The organism is Brevibacillus sp. WF146 (assembly GCF_001673705.2).
GTDB lineage: Bacteria > Bacillota > Bacilli > Brevibacillales > Brevibacillaceae > Brevibacillus > Brevibacillus thermoruber.
Genome location: NZ_CP109943.1, coordinates 221,692 through 240,000 on the forward strand (window position 1 = coordinate 221,692; position 18,309 = coordinate 240,000).

19 protein-coding genes, 1 tRNA gene, 1 rRNA gene and 1 other annotated feature (1 of these 22 only partly in view) are annotated in these 18,309 nt (G+C 57.0%); of the genes, 8 read left to right on the forward strand and 13 right to left on the reverse strand.

The genetic code is table 11. The annotated features are described in order from the left end of the window. Positions 1 to 196 precede the first annotated feature (196 nt). Both nagE and A6764_RS01315 read left to right on the forward strand, forming a co-directional pair. Positions 197 to 1,639, forward strand: a complete 1,443-nt coding sequence (nagE, locus tag A6764_RS01310) for an N-acetylglucosamine-specific PTS transporter subunit IIBC (protein WP_065067564.1) — start codon at positions 197 to 199, stop codon at positions 1,637 to 1,639. 114 nt (positions 1,640 to 1,753) lie between these two features. Then, a complete protein-coding gene (locus A6764_RS01315; protein WP_065067563.1) occupies positions 1,754 to 2,671 on the forward strand; it encodes a DUF7916 family protein in 918 nt (305 codons plus the stop codon). Positions 2,672 to 2,737: 66 nt separating this feature from the next. Here A6764_RS01315 and A6764_RS01320 read toward each other — a convergent pair whose 3' ends face one another. Both A6764_RS01320 and A6764_RS01325 read right to left on the reverse strand, forming a co-directional pair. Further along, positions 2,738 to 2,932: a hypothetical protein gene (locus A6764_RS01320; RefSeq protein ID WP_029098086.1), complete on the reverse strand. Its 195-nt coding sequence runs from the start codon at positions 2,930 to 2,932 to the stop codon at positions 2,738 to 2,740. A 62-nt stretch (positions 2,933 to 2,994) separates the two neighbouring features. Further along, the gene (locus tag A6764_RS01325) at positions 2,995 to 3,213 is read right to left on the reverse strand and encodes a helix-turn-helix domain-containing protein (protein ID WP_029098087.1); all 219 of its coding nucleotides are present in this window, start codon (positions 3,211 to 3,213) and stop codon (positions 2,995 to 2,997) included. 166 nt (positions 3,214 to 3,379) lie between these two features. On the opposite strand from A6764_RS01325, the gene A6764_RS01330 reads away from it, so the two are divergent. Together A6764_RS01330 and A6764_RS01335 are read left to right on the forward strand one after the other, a co-directional pair. Then, the gene (locus tag A6764_RS01330) at positions 3,380 to 3,733 is read left to right on the forward strand and encodes a helix-turn-helix domain-containing protein (protein ID WP_029098088.1); all 354 of its coding nucleotides are present in this window, start codon (positions 3,380 to 3,382) and stop codon (positions 3,731 to 3,733) included. A 110-nt stretch (positions 3,734 to 3,843) separates the two neighbouring features. After that, on the forward strand, positions 3,844 to 4,380 hold the full coding sequence (locus A6764_RS01335) for an ImmA/IrrE family metallo-endopeptidase (RefSeq protein WP_065067562.1): 537 nt from the start codon (positions 3,844 to 3,846) through the stop codon (positions 4,378 to 4,380). A gap of 134 nt (positions 4,381 to 4,514) precedes the next feature. On the opposite strand, the gene A6764_RS01340 is transcribed toward A6764_RS01335, so the two are convergent. Next, positions 4,515 to 4,847 (reverse strand): winged helix-turn-helix transcriptional regulator, encoded by a 333-nt coding sequence (locus A6764_RS01340; protein WP_029098090.1) that lies wholly within the window; start codon positions 4,845 to 4,847, stop codon positions 4,515 to 4,517. Between the two features lie 85 nt (positions 4,848 to 4,932). On the opposite strand from A6764_RS01340, the gene A6764_RS01345 reads away from it, so the two are divergent. The 3 genes from A6764_RS01345 to pdaA all read left to right on the forward strand — a co-directional run bounded on the left by A6764_RS01345 (position 4,933) and on the right by pdaA (position 6,209). Beyond that, on the forward strand, positions 4,933 to 5,082 hold the full coding sequence (locus tag A6764_RS01345) for a hypothetical protein (RefSeq protein ID WP_176703320.1): 150 nt from the start codon (positions 4,933 to 4,935) through the stop codon (positions 5,080 to 5,082). Positions 5,083 to 5,089: 7 nt separating this feature from the next. Beyond that, entirely contained in the window at positions 5,090 to 5,242 is a 153-nt protein-coding gene (locus A6764_RS01350) for a hypothetical protein (RefSeq protein WP_176703319.1), read from the forward strand. A gap of 205 nt (positions 5,243 to 5,447) precedes the next feature. Further along, positions 5,448 to 6,209 carry a delta-lactam-biosynthetic de-N-acetylase gene (gene pdaA / locus A6764_RS01355; protein WP_255309726.1) on the forward strand — a complete coding sequence of 254 codons (762 nt, stop codon included), beginning with the start codon at positions 5,448 to 5,450 and terminating at the stop codon, positions 6,207 to 6,209. Between the two features lie 762 nt (positions 6,210 to 6,971). Here pdaA and A6764_RS01360 read toward each other — a convergent pair. From A6764_RS01360 to guaB, 9 genes are all read right to left on the reverse strand, one after another. Continuing rightward, positions 6,972 to 7,048, reverse strand: a tRNA-Arg gene (locus tag A6764_RS01360). 85 nt (positions 7,049 to 7,133) lie between these two features. Beyond that, the gene (aceA, locus tag A6764_RS01365; RefSeq protein ID WP_143863694.1) at positions 7,134 to 8,414 is read right to left on the reverse strand and encodes an isocitrate lyase; all 1,281 of its coding nucleotides are present in this window, start codon (positions 8,412 to 8,414) and stop codon (positions 7,134 to 7,136) included. Positions 8,415 to 8,432: 18 nt separating this feature from the next. Then, entirely contained in the window at positions 8,433 to 10,043 is a 1,611-nt protein-coding gene (aceB, locus tag A6764_RS01370) for a malate synthase A (protein WP_065067559.1), read from the reverse strand. Positions 10,044 to 10,139: 96 nt separating this feature from the next. Next, on the reverse strand, positions 10,140 to 10,292 hold the full coding sequence (locus A6764_RS01375) for a hypothetical protein (protein ID WP_160297131.1): 153 nt from the start codon (positions 10,290 to 10,292) through the stop codon (positions 10,140 to 10,142). Positions 10,293 to 10,481: 189 nt separating this feature from the next. Next, positions 10,482 to 11,771, reverse strand: a complete 1,290-nt coding sequence (serS, locus tag A6764_RS01380) for a serine--tRNA ligase (protein WP_044899310.1) — start codon at positions 11,769 to 11,771, stop codon at positions 10,482 to 10,484. Positions 11,772 to 11,925: 154 nt separating this feature from the next. Beyond that, positions 11,926 to 12,153: a binding site (T-box leader), on the reverse strand. Between the two features lie 111 nt (positions 12,154 to 12,264). Beyond that, on the reverse strand, positions 12,265 to 12,855 hold the full coding sequence (pdxT, locus tag A6764_RS01385) for a pyridoxal 5'-phosphate synthase glutaminase subunit PdxT (protein ID WP_029098096.1): 591 nt from the start codon (positions 12,853 to 12,855) through the stop codon (positions 12,265 to 12,267). A gap of 10 nt (positions 12,856 to 12,865) precedes the next feature. Then, the gene (pdxS, locus tag A6764_RS01390) at positions 12,866 to 13,750 is read right to left on the reverse strand and encodes a pyridoxal 5'-phosphate synthase lyase subunit PdxS (RefSeq protein WP_029098097.1); all 885 of its coding nucleotides are present in this window, start codon (positions 13,748 to 13,750) and stop codon (positions 12,866 to 12,868) included. 104 nt (positions 13,751 to 13,854) lie between these two features. Then, positions 13,855 to 15,159: a D-alanyl-D-alanine carboxypeptidase family protein gene (locus A6764_RS01395; RefSeq protein ID WP_264622368.1), complete on the reverse strand. Its 1,305-nt coding sequence runs from the start codon at positions 15,157 to 15,159 to the stop codon at positions 13,855 to 13,857. Between the two features lie 177 nt (positions 15,160 to 15,336). Next, positions 15,337 to 16,797, reverse strand: a complete 1,461-nt coding sequence (guaB, locus tag A6764_RS01400; protein ID WP_029098099.1) for an IMP dehydrogenase — start codon at positions 16,795 to 16,797, stop codon at positions 15,337 to 15,339. Positions 16,798 to 16,967: 170 nt separating this feature from the next. Here guaB and A6764_RS01405 point away from each other — a divergent pair, with 170 nt between their 5' ends. Further along, positions 16,968 to 17,972, forward strand: coding sequence for a YaaC family protein (locus tag A6764_RS01405; RefSeq protein ID WP_065067557.1), 1,005 nt, complete (start codon positions 16,968 to 16,970; stop codon positions 17,970 to 17,972). A 99-nt stretch (positions 17,973 to 18,071) separates the two neighbouring features. Here A6764_RS01405 and A6764_RS01410 read toward each other — a convergent pair. Further along, positions 18,072 to 18,309: ribosomal RNA gene (locus tag A6764_RS01410) — 23S ribosomal RNA — on the reverse strand (it continues 2,736 nt past the right edge of the window).

Consider the following 18,309-nt stretch of genomic DNA (forward strand, 5'->3'; position numbering starts at 1 on the left):
AGAGGTATCCCGTTAACTGAAAGGCAAAACCGAATCACCGGTTTTGCCGTCACCCGTTTGCAAACGTTTTCATCTGTTATTCTCCATTCGTCAGACGAGTCACTCTCCGGCTGTGTCCTTATTTTATCGCTCCTTTCTGAACTCCGCCGGAGAGCGGCTTTCTGAATATCACTTTCATCCCAAGGAGGTTTTCTCTATGCTTGCTTTTCTGCAAAGGCTCGGGAAAGCACTCATGCTCCCGGTAGCCGTCCTGCCGGCAGCGGCGCTGCTGGTGTCCATCGGTCTTCTCGACTACGAGAAGAACATCCCGCTCGGCTCCACAGTGGGCGGCTTTCTGAACACGTACGTCGCTCCCTTCCTCAATGCCGGCGGCACTGCGATTCTCGGTAACTTGGCCTTGATTTTTGCGGTGGGTGTCGCCATTGGTTTTGCGGGGGACGCGATTGCCGCCCTGGCGGCGGTCCTGGCTTACCAGGTGCTGGTGGGGGTACTGGCCAAAGTGCCCGCCGCCATGCCGTTCATCGATGACAAGGTGGAACTGAACATGGGCGTTCTCGGCGGATTTTTGGCCGGCGGTGTAGCGGCTTACTGCTACAACAAGTACCGCGACGTCAAGATGCCTGATTGGCTCGGTTTCTTCAGCGGCAAGCGGTTTGTGCCGATCGTGACCTCTCTGTTCATGGTGGTCATCGGGATCGTCATCGGCTGCGTCTGGGGACCGATTCAATCCGTATTGGACGCCTTCGGGAACTGGGTCGTCGGGCTGGGCGGCATCGGCGCGGCCATCTTTGGCTTCTGCAACCGTCTGCTCATCCCGTTTGGCCTGCACCACGTGCTCAACGCCATCGCCTGGTTCCAAATCGGCAGTTTTACCGATGCCGCCGGAAAAGTGGTTCACGGCGACCTGTGGCGCTTCTTTGCCGGTGACAAATCAGCCGGCATGTTCATGACCGGCTTCTTCCCGATCATGATGTTTGCCCTGCCCGCAGGTGCTTTCGCCATTATCCACACGGCAAAACCGGAAAAGCGGAAAGCCGTCGCCGCCATCTTCCTGAGTTCGGCCCTGGCTTCCTTCCTGACAGGTATTACGGAGCCGATTGAATTCGCGTTCATGTTTGTGGCTCCCGTACTCTACGTGGTTCACGCCGTCCTGACGGGTATTTCCGGCTATGTTGTGTACGCCCTGGGCATCAAACACGGCTTTGGCTTCTCCGCGGGCCTCATCGATTATCTGGTCAACTTCCATCTGTCGACCAACGCGCTGCTGATCATTCCGGTCGGCCTGGCATTCGCCGCGGTTTACTACTTCCTGTTCCGCTTCCTGATCGTCAAGCTGAACCTGAAGACGCCGGGCCGCGAAGACGACGAAGAGGGGACGGCAGCCCAAGCGGCCGGCAGCGGCACGATGCAGGAAAAGGCGCAAAAAGTGCTGGCCCTCATCGGGGGCAAGGAAAACATCGTCAGCGTGGACGCGTGCATTACCCGCCTGCGGCTGGTCTTGAAGGATGACAAGGTCGTCAACGAAAAAGGCCTGCGCGATCTCGGGGCGGCCGGCGTAATGAAACTGGGGCAGGGCAGCGTACAGGTCGTCTTCGGTCCCCAGTCGGAAGCGCTGAAGGACGAAATCAAAAAGATGTAAGCCCCGTATCGACGCTCGCCAGACGACGATGCACTTTCCCACCCGGCCACGCCCTGCCGCGCCGGGTGGGCTGCTTTATGTCGGCACGACATTGTTGTCACAGGGAGGAAGACGATGAAACGATTGTTGGACTGCACTGCTTCCGATTTTTCGCAGATGACCGGGCAGGATTTGAAGCGGGCGATCAAGGCCTCGGAAGGGCGGGTGCTGGTGGCCGAGGTGATCTCCGCCGTCGCCCCGCTCTACCCCAGCGTCACCAACGCGGAACTGGCCGCCGCCTTTGGAGCCGACATGATCCTGCTCAATTTCTTTGACGTGTTTCAGCCACACGTGGAGGGACTGACCGCCTCCGCGCCCGATGAGACGGTACACGAGCTGAAACGGCTCATCGGACGTCCCGTCGGCCTCAATCTGGAACCGGTCGATCCACAGGCCAGACCGGCGGAACAACTGCTCACCCTGCCCCCAGGGCGGCTGGCCTCGGCGGAGACCTTTGCCGAGGCGAAACAGCTCGGATTTGACTTCCTCTGCCTGACCGGCAACCCCAAGACCGGAGTGACCAACCGGGAAATCGGGCAGGCGATCCGCACCGCCCGTGAAGTCATGGGCGAAGACATGTTGATCATGGCCGGGAAAATGCACGGCGCCGGCGTGGAAGGCGAAGCCGGCGGTGATTTGGTGGGAGAGCAGACGATCGTCGGGTTTATCGAAGCGGGGGCGGACATCATCCTGCTCCCCTCACCCGGTACCATTCCCGGCATCACGCTTGATGCGGCCAAAGCCATGGTCGATCGGGTCCACCGCCACGGCGCGCTGGCCCTGCTGGCCACCGGTACCAGCCAGGAAGGGGCGGACGAGGCGACCATTCGCCAGATCGCGCTGAACAGCAAAATGGCCGGGGCCGATCTGTATCACATCGGCGACGCTGGCTACACCGGCATCGCCATCCCGGAAAACATCATGCACTACTCCATCGCCGTACGCGGAAAACGGCATACCTATGTGCGGATGGCCGCATCGGTCCTGCGGTAACGCCAGGCAGCACAACGAAGCGGTTTCCCCGTGGGCACTTCCGTTCGGGGAAACCGCTTTTCTTCATCACGGCACCCGCCCGGCAAACGGGGCGGTCAGCGCCGCTTCGCTCTCCCTTTGCAGTTCCCGCTCAAACGACTCCAAGCGCCGGAGAAAATCCTGGCAGGCAGGAACGCTTTGGGGCTCCATCATCGCAAGCTCGTACGCCAGTGTCTTTTTCCAGATTTCCAACTGCCGTTTATTGGCTTCCCGGGCTTCCACCTCTTTCCCCCCCGACTGATCTCTCGCCGTATCGTTCTGTGGTCTGCTCGCCTCTTTGTTTGTCATATCAGCAAAATCAAACACTGAAACAAGTCGCGCAGTTCGCATTTCAGCTTTCTGGCCAATACCGGCAGATGGTTCGCCTTGAAGTCGTACTCGCCCTTTTCGTACTTCAGGTAGGTAGACGCGTTCTTGAAGCCCAGCGATTCCGCCATGTCCTGCAACGTGATCCCCGTTTCGAGCCGTCGTCTTGCGATGAACTCCAGGTTGACCCTGTCCAATCGGCATCCCCCTTTATTTGCCAAATCAGCAAATTCTTAACCATTATCATACCGTTTCAATTTTCACAAAGTCAACATGTTCTTTGTCAAATTAACAAAGTTGTGTTTTCCGTTATGGAAAATTGTTAGAATGATTATTGCCATAGCGGAAAGGTTGTGACGAATGATGTCAACAGTCGGTCAACGGATCAAATGGCTCCGGGAACAAAGGCGGTGGTCCCAAATCCAATTGGCCGAAAAATTGCAGATTCACAACACGGTGCTCTCGCGGATTGAGTCGGGTGAGAAAAAGAGCGTGGACAACCATCTGCTTTCGAAAGCTGCCGATGTGTTCAACGTCTCCGCCGATTTCCTCCTCGGCAAAACGGATGACCCGACACCGTCGTGGGGAACCCGGAAAAACCCGGAGGAGCATATTTCGTTCTTTGACTTGGAGGGATTGAGCCCATCCGAGATTGAAGAAGTGAAAAAGCACATCGACTATTTGCGGTGGAAAGCCCGACAGTCGGACAAACAATGACCGGCAGGGGCAGGACGTGCCATTCCGAACACCTGTCCCGTCCCGTGCACGGCATTTTCTTTTTGTCGCAAAACCGAACATATGTTCTTTTACAAAAAGGGGGAATGAACATGCTCCGCGATTACAAACAAACGGATCTGGAAAAATGGGTGGGCGCTTTTTATGCCGAACTGGGGATGCGGCATGCGGGAGATCTGCGCGAGGAAGCGGTCGCCGACGCCCTCGGCATTGATCTTGTGTACCGCCCTTGCCCGTCGATGCGGTACGAAGCCGGCCGCTACCGCTGCATCACGATCAATTCCGCCCTGCCCAGGCCGGTCCAGCGGGAACAGTTTTTTCATGAGCTGGGTCACATTTTGCGCGGTCACACCGGGAAACAGCTTGAGATGAGAAAATCGTTCCGCGACCTGCAGGAGGCTCAGGCTTCGCAGTTTCAACTTTACGCGGCCCTGCCGTTTTTCATGGTAGCCAAGTTGAGACTCACCGACTGCCAGACCCATCCGGCCTGCTTGCTGGCCCAGGAGTTTGGAGTGACCCGGCAGCTCGCCGAAAAACGGCTCGCCCAGATTCGCCGCCGCATCATCAGCGAACGCCTGCACCGCCAGTTTGTCGCCGGCCTCCACGGCAGGGGCCCGCGTCCCGCTTGATCCGCTCTGCCGCCGGAGCATGTTCGGAGCATGTCCGAAACATGTCCCGACAAGGAAAGCGTCCCCGCACGAAACGCGGTCCTTTCCAATAAATCAGCGCCGAACACATGTCCGGCGCTTTGTTTGTGGTCCGTTCAGTTGGCTGCTTCCTGATCCAGTTCGATCCACATTTGTGCCCATTTCTCGACGCCTTTGATGATCGGTTCCAGGGCGCGTCCTTTATCCGTAAGCGAATATTCCACCCTCACCGGAGCGGAATCCGTATAGACCTCCCGATGTACGAGTCCTTCCTTCTCCAAATCCTTCAGCCGTTCCGACAAAAGCCTGCCGCTGATCGGAAGCGCCTCTTCAATCGCACAAAAACGCTGCGGTCCCGAAAGAAGCTGGTGCAAGATCAGCCCTGTCCAACGCTTGCCAAGCAGATGCATGGCTTTTTCAAACTTCGGGCACAAAGAAGACTGCTTCATGGAAATCACCTCATTCTTCATTCAGTATACCGCTCTTTTTTACTTGCATCAAAACCTGGACTGTAACAATCAGGCGGAATGAGCCGTGCTGTCGATTCCCGTAATGGCGGGCATGACGTATGCCGTCCACGGCTGCAGCCCATTTCAAATGGGGCCGGAAAACGCGGCCATTCCCCCGCCCGTATGCCGCCTCCTGCAGATCGGCATGCTAGTGAATGGAATCGTCAGGAGGTGAGTGCTCCATGCCCGGCCAAAAGGACAGGGCCAAGGCCATTTTTGAAGTGGAAGACAAGGTTCCGGTCGGTTCCGTTGACAAGACCCGAGCCGGAACCCCCGATCGCTCCGAGCAGTATCCCATTCCGGCCCCTCGACCCGTTCCCTGGGAGGAGGTCTGAGGACGTCCGGCCTTCCCGGTCCATGCGGCAGGGGAAGGCCGTTTTGTTTGTGGCGTCGCGTTGTTTTTTTCCAAAAGAGCCTGGTCACGGTAGGTACATAACTTGCCAACGTTGTTGGGACAATATCGCTAGGAGAAAAAGGGAAGCCTATTGTCACAAAGGAGGGCGGGTTACCTTGAAGCGCTTCACCATTCTTTCCGCTGTCTTGCTGCTCGTTACCATCGTTACGGCACATGCGGCTGCCCATCCGGATACGGCGTACCATTTTGGCTTTAAAAAGAGCAGGGACGGCCAGCTTCCTTCCATCGACCAGGAAGGATTCAAGTCCGTTGTGGAGAAGCACGGGGCCATCTTTTTGGGGGATACGACCAAAAAAGAACTGTTTCTTACCTTTGACAACGGGTACGAAAACGGCTACACGGGGCAAATTTTGGACACGCTCAAGGCCAAAAAGGTGCCGGCCATTTTTTTTGTGACCGGACATTACGTGAAGGACCAGCCGGAACTGGTCAAACGGATGGCGGACGAAGGGCATCTCATCGGAAACCACTCCTGGAGCCACCCCGACATGACGACAATTCCCAACGCCCGCATCAGGGAGGAGTTGGAAAACGTACAGACGGAAGTTGCCCGGATCACTGGTCAAAAAGAGATGCGCTTTTTGCGTCCGCCCCGGGGAATTTTCAGCGACCGCTCCCTTGCCGCCTGCAAGGAGTTGGGCTATACCAGCGTCTTCTGGTCGATTGCCTACAAAGACTGGGACACCAAGGTGCAGAGAGGCTGGCGGTACGCGTACGACAACGTCATCTCGCAGCTTCACCCGGGTGCCGTCATCCTGCTGCACGCCGTCTCCCGCGACAACGCGGAAGCGCTGGGCGCAATCATCGACGAGGCGCGCAAGCAGGGGTACGAATTCAAGAGCCTGGATCAGTTGGTCCCGCAGCAGCCCCCGACACCTGTTCCGTAAAGCGGCTTGCCGGGAAAGGGCTGCCTGTTCGTCCCTGCCCTGTCATGGAAAAAGCGGCGCGTTTGTTTGAAGCGATGCCGCTTTTGACACGGAAAAAACCGACGCGTTCTTCCCCGACTGAAGCCGCCTTTCTTCTGAACCCAAACCGCCCATACACGGATTGGACGCCACGAAAAAACCGTCTCCCATCAGAGAGACGGTTTTTTGCCCAGGTCCGATTTCGTTCCTGTATCTTCACGGTTTTCTTTATAACAATCCATGCAAAGCTCGTTGTTATTTTCAATTTCGTACTCCGTTAGACGAACCTGACATACTCGACATTGTCTTTCGGTCAATACCAAGTTCAATGAGTATACCCCTTTCTTCTCACGGTAGTCATTTTCATTGTATCTCATAAATGGGAGCAATGAATAAGCCCGATGTTAAAATTGTGTGAATTCTTAATAAAATATTGCCAGTTTTTTGTAGTGGAATACCTGCGCCATACGCTACAATCAGGGGGTTAATAAAGGTTGCAGTGTGTCTCGGCCAAAGTGGAACTGGATCATCCCGTGAGATAGCCATATACGTTTTCCTTTCAGATTCATTACAAGAAAGAGGAAAACTGGTCTGTTTTTACAACCAAAGGAGGAACTTTCATGATAAAAAATGATCAGTCTTAGTGTCATTCTGGCGATGCCTGTTTGGATTCTATGGGGGTGCTATTTCTGCAGCAGCACAATCCGTAAAAAGAGAAAAAACCGCGCCATCGCGCGGTTTTTATGGCGTCCCCGAGAGGACTCGAACCTCCGACACGCAGTTTAGGAAACTGCTGCTCTATCCTGCTGAGCTACGAGGACGTAATGCACCTACCTTAATTATATGAAGGATGACGACTTTTTGCAAATGGGAGGACCAGGGACAATGCCCCGGTCCTCCGTTTCATCAGCTATGGGTAAACTGCTCTTCCTCGGTGGAGCCTTTCAAGGCCGTGGTCGACGAAGTGCCGCCGGCGATCACCTGTGCCACTTCGTCGAAGTAGCCGGTGCCGACCTCCCGTTGGTGGCGGGTCGCGGTATAGCCGTACGCCTCGCTCGCGAACTCCGCCTGCTGCAGCTCGGAGTAGGCGGCCATGCCGCGCTCGCGGTAGCCCCGGGCCAGCTCAAACATGCTGTGGTTGAGCGTATGGAAGCCGGCCAGAGTGACGAACTGAAACTTGTAGCCCATCTCGCCCAGTTCATCCTGGAAGCGGGCGATGGAATCTTCATCCAGCTTCTTTTTCCAGTTGAACGACGGGGAGCAGTTGTACGCGAGCAATTTCCCCGGGAATTGCGCGTGGATCGCTTCCGCGAACCGGCGTGCTTCCTCCATGTTCGGCTCCGAGGTTTCGCACCAGATCAGATCAGCGTACGGCGCGTAGCTGAGGCCGCGGGCGATGGCCGCGTCCAGCCCGCCGCGCATGCGGAAGAATCCTTCGGGTGTGCGCTCGCCGGTGAGGAACGGCTTGTCGCGGTCGTCGATGTCGCTGGTGATCAAAAAGGCGCCGTTGGCATCCGTGCGGGCGACGATCACGGTCGGCACGCCCATCACATCAGCGGCAAAGCGGGCTGCGACCAGATTGCGGACGGCCGACTGCGTGGGAATCAGCACTTTGCCGCCCATGTGGCCGCACTTTTTCTCCGAAGCCAACTGGTCTTCGAAGTGAACGCCGGCGGCTCCCGCTTCGATCATGCCTTTCATCAGCTCAAACACGTTGAGCGGTCCGCCGAAGCCCGCTTCCGCGTCAGCCACGATCGGCGCAAACCAGTAGATGTCGCCGGTCCCTTCCGCCTGCTGGATCTGGTCGGCGCGCTGGAGCGCCTGATTGATCCGCTTGACCACCTGGGGAACGCTGTTGGCCGGATACAAGCTCTGATCGGGGTACATGTGCCCGGCCAGGTTGGCGTCGGCCGCTACCTGCCAGCCGCTCAGGTAGATGGCTTTCAAGCCCGCTTTCACCTGCTGGATCGCCTGGTTGCCGGTGAGGGCCCCCAGCGCCTTGATGTGGTGTTCCGTGTTGAGCAGGTGCCACAGCCGCTCCGCCCCCAATCTCGCCAAGGTATGTTCAATCTGCACCGAACCGCGCAGCCGGACGACGTCCTCTGCCGTATACGGGCGGACAATTCCCTTCCAGCGCTCCGCCTTCCAGCTTTCCTCCAACTGTCTGATCGCCTCTTGCTTGTTCATCCTCTTCCACTCCTTTTTTTATTCAAGATAGCCATAGCCCGGGATGGTCAAGAACTCTTCGAATTCGTCAGCCGTCACCAGCCGCAGAAACAATTCGCCCGCCAACTGGTATTTGCCGCTCTCGTACCGTTCCCGGCCGATGGCTTGTTTCAACGTTTGCAGTTCCTCGCTCAACCACTGTTTGACCAGTCCGGCGGTAATCTTCCTCCCGTCCGGCAGCACGCCCCGGCGGTGGCGAATCCACTGCCAGACCTGGGCGCGGGAAATTTCCGCCGTAGCCGCGTCTTCCATCAGGTTGTTGATCGGCACGGCGCCGTGGCCGCGGAGCCAGGCTTCGATGTACTGGATGCCGACGCTGATGTTGGTCCGCACCCCCTCTTCCGTAATCGGCCCTTCCGGCACCGCCAGCAGATCGGCAGCCGTGACCTGCACATCCTCCCGCTTGTACCAGATCTGGTTGGCTTCCGGCATCAGGCGGTCAAACACTTCCATCGCCACCGGCACCAATCCGGGGTGGGCCACCCACGTGCCGTCATGGCCGTCGTAGGCTTCCCGCTCCTTGTCGGCCCGCACCTTGGCCAGCGCCTCTTCGTTTTTGACCGGATCGTTTTTCACCGGGATTTGCGCCGCCATTCCCCCGATGCAGGGCGCCTGCCGCTTGTGGCACGTCTTGACCGCAAGCGTGGTATACGCCCGCATGAACGGCACCGTCATCGTCACCAAAGCGCGGTCGGGGAGGATGACATCGGGCTGGTTGCGCAGTTTTTTGATGTAGCTGAAAATGTAGTCCCAACGGCCGCAGTTGAGTCCGGCGCTGTGCTCCCGCAGCTCGTACAGGATCTCATCCATTTCAAACGCGGCCAGGATCGTTTCGATCAACACCGTCGCCTTGATCGTGCCGCGCGGAATCCCCAGTTCGTCCTGGGCGAACAGGAAGACGTCGTTCCACAGCCGGGCTTCCAGGTGGTTCTCCAATTTGGGCAGGTAAAAGTACGGGCCCGATCCGTTTTCCCGCAAGACATGGGCGTTGTGGAAGAAATACAGTCCGAAGTCAAACAGACTGCCGGAGAGCGGCTGCCCATCCAGCAGCACGTGTTTTTCCTCCAGATGCCAGCCGCGCGGACGGACGATCAGCACAGCCGTTTTGTCCTTCAGCGCGTACTGCTTGCCTTCCGGACTGGTGTAGGTAATGGTGCGTCTCACCGCATCCCGCATGTTGATTTGTCCCTGGATTGTGTTGGCCCATGTCGGCGAGTTGGCGTCTTCAAAATCGGCCATAAACATCCGGGCTCCCGAGTTGAGCGCGTTGATCACCATCTTGCGGTCGCCGGCCGGACCGGTAATTTCCACCCGGCGATCCTGCAGGTCGGGCGGCAGGGGAGCCACTGTCCAATCAGCCTTGCGAATGTGGGCGGTCTCGGGCAAAAAATCGGGCAGCTTCCCGCAGTCAATCTCCTCCTGCCGTTTGCTCCGCTGTTTCAACAGGTCCCGCCGCCTCTCGCCAAACGCCCGCTCCAGTTTGATCAAGAATCGAATCGCGTCGGGGGTGAGAATTTCCCCATACTGCGGCGGCAGCTCGCCGGTGATGGTCACTTCGGCAGGATAATGGTTGGTGTGCAGCGTAGTCAAAGCAGGTTCCTCCTCTCCTGAACCGGAACGTTATTATGATACAGACGACAAATGATGCAGACTATTATAGTACAGCACCAGCAAAAAAAAATGGCCTTAATCCAGATACCCGCTGCCGCTGCAGTGGCTGCAGCTTACACAGCCGTCACCGTGACAATGATGGCACGCCACCCCGTGCTCGTCATAGCCGGCCCCGCCGCACTGCGGACAATTTTGTTCGCCGTTTCCTTCACACCGAGAGCAGTTCATTATCGTTCCCTCCATTCCTGTATTAATACAATAATCAACTGTTTTGTTTTTATTATATAACAGGGATTCGTACAAAGCAACAGCATTTTCAAAAAATTCCGCCGCTGATGTCACAAACAAAAACGGCTCTCCATCCCGTGGACAGAGAGCCGTTTTTCCCTATGCTGGTTGTCTGTGCGCCGCACGCCGTCAGCGGCTTTCCTTCGGCGCGATCTTTTCCAGGCCGCCCAGGTACGGACGCAGTACTTCCGGAATGACGATGGAGCCGTCCTCCTGCTGGTAGTTTTCCAGCAGAGCGGCCACGGTGCGGCCGATTGCCAGACCGGAGCCGTTGAGCGTATGGACGAACTCCGGCTTGCTCTTCGCGTCGCGGCGGAACCGGATGTTGGCCCGGCGCGCCTGGAAGTCCTCAAAGTTGGAACACGAGGAGATTTCCCGATAGGTGTTGTAGCTCGGGATCCATACCTCCAGGTCGTACTTTTTCGCGGCGGTAAACCCGAGATCGCCGGTGCACATGCTCATCACGCGGTACGGCAGGCCGAGGAGCTGCAGCACTTTTTCCGCGTTTTTCACCAGTTTTTCCAGCTCGTCGTAGGAGTCTTCCGGTTTGACGAACTTCACCAGCTCCACCTTGTTAAACTGGTGCTGGCGAATCAGTCCGCGCGTATCGCGGCCGGCCGAGCCCGCTTCGGAACGGAAACAAGCGCTGTACGCGGCGTAATAGAGCGGCAGGTCGGCTGCGTCGAGAATCTCGTCGCGGTGCATGTTGGTCACCGGCACCTCGGCTGTCGGGATCAGGAAGTAATCCGGCCCCTCCAGCTTGAAGGCGTCTTCCTCAAATTTGGGAAGCTGGCCGGTGCCGGTCATGCTGGTGCGGTTGACGATGTACGGCGGCAAAATCTCTTCGTAGCCGTGTTCGCCGGTATGCAGATCCAGCATGAAGTTCATCAGCGCCCGCTCCAGACGCGCGCCCAGCCCCTTGTAAAAGACAAACCGGCTGCCGGTTACTTTCGCCGCCGCTTCAAAGTCGAGGATGCCCAGATCGGCAGCCAGCTCCCAGTGCGGCTTCGGCTCAAACGCAAAACGGCGCGGTTCGCCCCAGGTCCAGGCCACCACGTTGTCTTCTTCCGACGTACCGATCGGCACGCTCTCGTGCGGCAGATTGGGCAGGCTCAACAAGATCTGCTCCAATTGTTCGTCCAACTGGCGCAGTTCTTCGTCCAGCGCCTTGATGCGCTCGTTTACCTGTTTCATTTCGGCGATCAGGTGGTCGGCGTTTTCCTTGTTGCGCTTCATGATCGCCACCTGTTCGGAGACCGTGTTTCGTTTATTTTTCAACGATTCCGCTTCTTGAATCACCTGGCGCCGCTTTTCATCCGTTTCGGCAAACCGGTCCAGCGCGGAAATGTCTTCGTTGCGATGTGCCAACCGGCGTTTTACCTCTTCCAAATCGCTGCGCAAAACTTTCACGTCAAGCATGGAAATCCCTCCTAATCCCTATGATCACTGGAAAGCTTCTTTTGTCCAGTCGAACCCCTTTTTGCAGGGCGATCGGAAAGCGCGCGTTCCTGCGGCACACTTCCCGCATCAGACGCACCTGCGGGCAGGACAGTAAAAAACACCCGTCCCCTCTGTAAGGGACGAGTGTCGTATACCCGCGTTGCCACCCTTGTTGACAAATGCGTCGTACGTTTCCATCCGCATTTGCCCACTCTCATCCGTCGTAACGGGACGGTTCCGGGCAAAGTTTGAACCTTTGCCACTCCGAGGTGGATTCCTTTGCACGCCGGATCGGTTTTCACCCGCCACCGACTCTCTGGGCCTGGCTCATGCAAAGTACTAGCCTCATCATCGCATTCCTTATCCGTACTTCTATTGTTAACTGTACTACAGGTTCTATACCTGTGTAAAGGAGGCGGTTGACAAAAAAACCGGCACCACGGACGGTACCGGTTTTTGCTGCGGTGTGGGATCAGGCCTGAACTTTATCGGCCCGGTACTCCTTCACCATGTCGAGGAAGAATTTGTGGATGCGCGCATCCTCCGTCAGTTCCGGGTGGAAGGCAGCCGCCAGGTAATGGCCTTGGCGGGCGGCGACGATTTTGTCTTCGTACTTCGCCAGCACCTGACCGTTTTCTCCCAGTTCCATGATGTACGGCGCCCGAATGAAGACAGCCGGAAAATCGGGAGCGATGCCCGCCACGGGCAGATCGACTTCAAAGCTCTCCTTTTGACGTCCAAACGCGTTGCGCTCCACCTTCATGTCCATCAGACCGAGGTGGCAGTCTTCCTGGCCATTGATGCGGTTGGCCAGCAGGATGGCGCCGGCGCATGTGCCGAAAATCGGCTTTTTGGCTTCGCCAAACTGGCGGATGGCTTCCATGAAGCCGTATTTGTGCATCAACTTGCTGATCGTGGTGCTTTCCCCGCCGGGGATCACCAGACCGTCCAGATCGTCGAGCTCTTCCACTTTTTTCACCGGGACCGCTGTTGCTCCGACCTCTTCCAGCATGCGGATGTGTTCAGCAACAGCCCCCTGCAGGGCAAGTACGCCAATTTTCATGTTGTCCACCTTACCAGCCGCGCTCTTGCATGCGATCCGCTTCGCGCAGTTTGGAGATTTCGATGCCCGGCATAGCCGTACCCAGTCCTTTGGAGACGCGGGCAATCAGATCGTAGTCGGTGTAGTGCGTCGTCGCTTCGACGATGGCGCGGGCAAATTTCTCCGGATTCTCCGATTTGAAGATACCGGAGCCGACGAACACGCCGTCTGCCCCGAGCTGCATCATCAGCGCAGCGTCGGACGGCGTAGCCACACCGCCGGCGGCGAAGTTGACGACCGGCAGCTTGCCGTTTTTATGAACGTATTCCAGAAGTTCGTACGGAGCACCCAGGTTTTTCGCTTCCGCCATCAGTTCGTCGTAGGACATGCTTTGCACTTTGCGGATCTGCGCCTGCATCGTGCGCATGTGGCGAACCGCTTCCACGATGTTGCCGGTACCCGGCTCCCCTTTGGTGCGGATCATGGATGCGCCTTCACCGATGCGGCGAAGTGCTTCGCCGAGATCGCGGGCGCCGCAGACAAACGGAACCGTAAAGTCTTTTTTGTTGATATGGAACATGTCGTCGGCAGGAGTGAGCACTTCGCTCTCGTCGATGTAGTCGACGCCCATCGCCTCGAGCACGCGCGCTTCAACGAAGTGGCCAATCCGTGCCTTGGCCATGACCGGGATGGATACGGCTTTCATTACTTCTTCCACGATGCCCAGGTCAGCCATGCGCGCCACGCCGCCGGCCGCGCGAATATCAGACGGTACGCGTTCCAGTGCCATAACGGCCACGGCACCGGCCGCTTCCGCAATCCTTGCTTGTTCGGCATTCACGACGTCCATGATGACGCCGCCTTTTTGCATTTCAGCCATACCTTTTTTAACGCGGGACGTTCCTACTTGTACCATGCTTTTTGCCTCCTACCCAAGTGGACTCAGGATCTGCACGTTTGTTGCAAACGTTGTCTTAATATTCACCATTGTAAACGAAGTGCGATTTTCGGCACAACCACCTATTTGCCCGTGACGCTGCTGAAAATGTTACTAATAAACTGGATGATGCTGCGGAAGAACAGGCGAATCCAGCTCGCTTCCTCCACATCTTGACCGGCCACGAGGTTGACGCCCGCCTTGGCCGCGTCCTCCGGCTGCAGGTAGTCGCTGTCCTTTGCCCCTTCTTCTTTAAAGGCCACTTTCCCGATGACCTGTCCTTTCGTCAGCGGCGCATTCAGATCCTGGAAGGTCACGACCGGCGTAAACTTGGTGTCCTCGCCGATTTTGGTCAGGACGGTTACCTCTTCGCCCGTTACAGCCGGTACGGTCAGGTCCACACCGTTTTTCACCGGCGCGGTTTCATAGCCTTTCACCGCGGCTCCCTTCTCCAACTGTTTGGTCAGCTTGAAGTTGCTGAAGCCGTAGTCCAACAGCTTTTTGGTCTCTTCGAAGCGCTTCGTCTCGCCGTTTGCCCCCATGACGACGCTGATCAGGCGCATGTCGTCCCGCGTTGCCGTACCGGTGAAGCAGTGTCCCGCCGCCTGCGTATAGCCGGTCTTCAAGCCGTCTACCCCCGGATAGTAGTTGAGAAGTCCGGGAAGCATCCAGTTGTAGTTTTTCTTTTTGATCTCGTTTGGCATACCTTCACGGAACGCCAGCACCGGAATTTTGGAGTATTCCAATGCTTCCGGGAAATCGCGAATCAGCGCGCGGGCCAGGATCGCGGAGTCGCGTGCCGACATCATGTTTTCCTTTTGTTCGGTTTGCGGTGCGTACGGTCCCAGATCGTCGGTGGGCAAACCGGTCGACGTCACGAACGAGGTGTTTTTCATCCCCAGTTCCTTGGCCTTTTTATTCATCATCGCCACGAAGTTGGCTTCGCTGCCGCCCACTCTTTCCGCAAGCAGCACGGTCGCGTCGTTGGCGGACACGATCGCCATGGCCTTGTACAGATCCTTGACGGTATGGGACTCGCCCATGTTCAGGTAGACGCCGGCGGAATCCGGCATTTTTGCGATGTAAAAGGCGTATTCGCTCACCGGGACCTTTTCGTCCCACTTGATTTTCTTTTGTTTAATCGCTTCCAGCACGAGGTACTCGGTCATCATCTTGCTCATGCTGGCCGGCGGCAGCGGCACGTCCGGATTGCTGCAGTACAGCACCTTGCCCGTGGACGCTTCCACCAGAATGGCCGATTTAACCGCCAACTGCAGGTTGGGCTGTGCGGCTCCTGCGCCAACGGCCATGCCGCCCCACGCGGTCAAAAACACAGCGACAGAAAGGAACAGCCCCATCAATCGCCTTGTCCATCTTTTTTGTTTCATTTGCTTTACTCACTCTCCCGTTTCTGTCGTTCTTCGCCACGATTGGCATGAGCACACAAATGTAAGTGTACCATACAAGCAGGCCTTCCTTGAAGCTTGTTTCGACCTGTTTGTCCGTGTCGGAGACTAGAAAAAAACCCCTTTCCAATCGTGAAAGGGGTTTTTGCGTCGATCGTCCTAGGAAATGGAGTAGTTGGGTGCTTCTTTGGTAATCTGCACGTCGTGCGGGTGGCTTTCCCGCAGACCGGCACCGGTGATGCGGACGAACTGGGCGTTGTCGATCAGGTCCTGAATGGTTTTGGCCCCGCAGTAGCCCATGCCGGCACGCAGTCCGCCGATCAATTGATAGACAACGTCAGCCAGCGGTCCTTTGTACGGGACGCGGCCCTCGATGCCTTCCGGAACCAGTTTTTGTTCGTTTTCCTGGAAGTAGCGGTCCTTGCTGCCCGCTTTCATCGCGCCGATCGACCCCATGCCGCGGTACACCTTGAACCGGCGGCCTTGGTAAATCTCGAATTCGCCCGGGCTTTCCTCGGTTCCGGCGAACAGGCTGCCGATCATGATTGCCGACGCGCCCGCTCCGATCGCTTTTGTCAGGTCACCGGAGTATTTGATGCCGCCGTCGGCAATAATTGGAATATTGTACTCGCGGGCAACGCGGGCACAGTCGTAAATGGCGGTAATCTGCGGTACGCCGATACCGGCCACGACGCGGGTGGTACAGATGGAGCCGGGCCCGATCCCTACTTTTACCACGGAGGCGCCTGCTTCGATCAGGTCGCGGGTCGCCTCTCCGGTAGCCACGTTTCCCGCCACGATGGTGAGGTCCGGATAGGCTTGTCTCAGCTTTTTCACCGTATTGATGACGTTGACGGAGTGGCCGTGTGCGGTATCCACTACCAGCACGTCAACGCCGGCCTTCACCAGCGCTTCCGCCCGTTCAAACGTGTCGGCCGACACTCCGACTGCCGCACCGCAAAGCAGACGTCCCTGCTTGTCCTTGGCCGCGTTCGGGTACTGGATCGCCTTCTCGATGTCCTTGATGGTAATCAGCCCTTTGAGAACGTTGTTTTCGTCCACCAGGGGCAGCTTCTCGATCTTGTGTTTTTGCAGGATGGCTTCCGCCTGCTGCAGCGTCGTTCCGACAGGAGCCGTCACCAGATTTTCTCTGGTCATGACATCTTTAATGGGAGTGGAGAAGTCGTGCACAAAACGGAGGTCACGGTTGGTAAGAATCCCGATGAGGTGGTTCTGCTCATCGACGATGGGGACGCCGGAAATGCGGTATTTGCCCATGAGCTCGTCCGCATCGGCGACGGTATGGTCCGGAGTCAACGAGAACGGATTGGTAATGACGCCGCTTTCCGAACGCTTGACGCGGTCCACTTCGCTGGCTTGTTGTTCAATGGTCATGTTTTTATGAATAATCCCGATACCGCCTTGACGAGCCATGGCAATAGCGAGCTTAGATTCTGTCACCGTGTCCATGCCGGCGCTGATCAGGGGAATGTTCAAGGTAACGTTTTCGCTCAGCTTCGTCGTGATGTCGACGTCTCGGGGAAGCACTTCCGATCTGGCCGGAATGAGGAGAACGTCGTCAAACGTCAAACCTTCTTTCACGAATTTGTCTTCCCGCACAGTAATAAGCTCCTTTCGCCAAAATATTTTATCGCCAGTGTAACAAACGGCTTAATTTACTGTCAAGGAAAGCTTGTATCGTTCGGGTATACCATCAATTATCCAGATAAATCAAAAAAAACATCAGGAAAGCGTTACCATAATACGAAAGTTAACCAAAGGTGATGTCGATGCAGGATGCTTGGTCCGCGCTGCGCTTGCTGGAAACGGAGCCAGCCGCGCGCAGGTATTTGTCCCACTGCTACCAAACCAGGGGGCTGCCGCACCCCGATCGATTGGCGTTCCACCAGAGCACCCGTTTTCTTTACACCTGGCAGCAGGCGCGGCAGTTTTACGAGACGGCTCATGGCGCCTCGCTTTCGGTTCGGCCGCTGCTGCTGTTTTACGGGTATGTGCATCTGCTGAAAGGATGGCTGATTACCTGCGACCCCGACTATCCGCAAAACAGCCGCGTGCTGCAGCACGGCGTGACCACACGCAAGCGGAAGCGCGGTGCTTACCACCTGTTGGAGGATGAAGTGCGTCCGCAAAAGGAAGGGTTGTTCGCCCATCTGGCCCGTCTATTCGGCCCTACGCCCCTGCAGGATCGGTACTCGCTGGATGAGCTGTTTGCGTCCTTGTCGGAGTTGGGCGGTCCGTATGCAGCCGTTACCGGAAGGAAATCGCCGTGGGTCCGCGTTGGTCTGGACATCGCGCAGCTGCACGACGACAAACAGGGGACCGTGTTCCGGGTGACGTTCCCCGCCGGTTCTGACGGGCCGCTTGCGTATTCTCCCGAGACGTTTCGGCAGTATGTACGGCGGCTTGCTCCCGACGGCTGCGACGCTTTCCTGTTTCAATGGGTGGACGGCACCGGCAAGGAAGCTGTTGTCCCTTCGACCGCTCTTTCGGAATGGGAGAGGCACCCGCTGTTTTCTTTTCATCACGGCTCCCTGTACTTTTGGAACGGTGCGCCGGAAACGCTTCTTCTGCCAATCTGGGCCAGCCACTACCTGATTCTGTACGTGCTCAGCATGCTCTGCCGGTACGAAACGGAGTGGTGGGGGGAGTTGGCCCTATCTCCCGCCTATGCGGAGCGATATCTCGTGGAGTGCTTTCTCGATAGCCATGCGCACACCCTGCCTATGGTTATTCTGAAGCAAATGCAAAAAAACAACCCCCTCTTTTGCGAATAAGAGGGGGCAAAACAAAACAGCCTTCCCAACGACATTGTTGAGAAGGCCGTACCTCATTCCCTGAAAACTGGATACGCATGGTTGGCAGTGGATTATGGAGTGGATAAGTCCTCGACCGATTAGTATTCGTCAGCTCCACGCGTTGCCGCGCTTCCACACCGAACCTATCAACCTCATCGTCTTTGAGGGGTCTTACCAGCTTGACGCTGTGGGAAGTCTCATCTTGGAGGGGGCTTCACGCTTAGATGCTTTCAGCGCTTATCCCGTCCGCACATAGCTACCCAGCTGTGCTCCTGGCGGAACAACTGGTGCACCAGCGGTGCGTCCATCCCGGTCC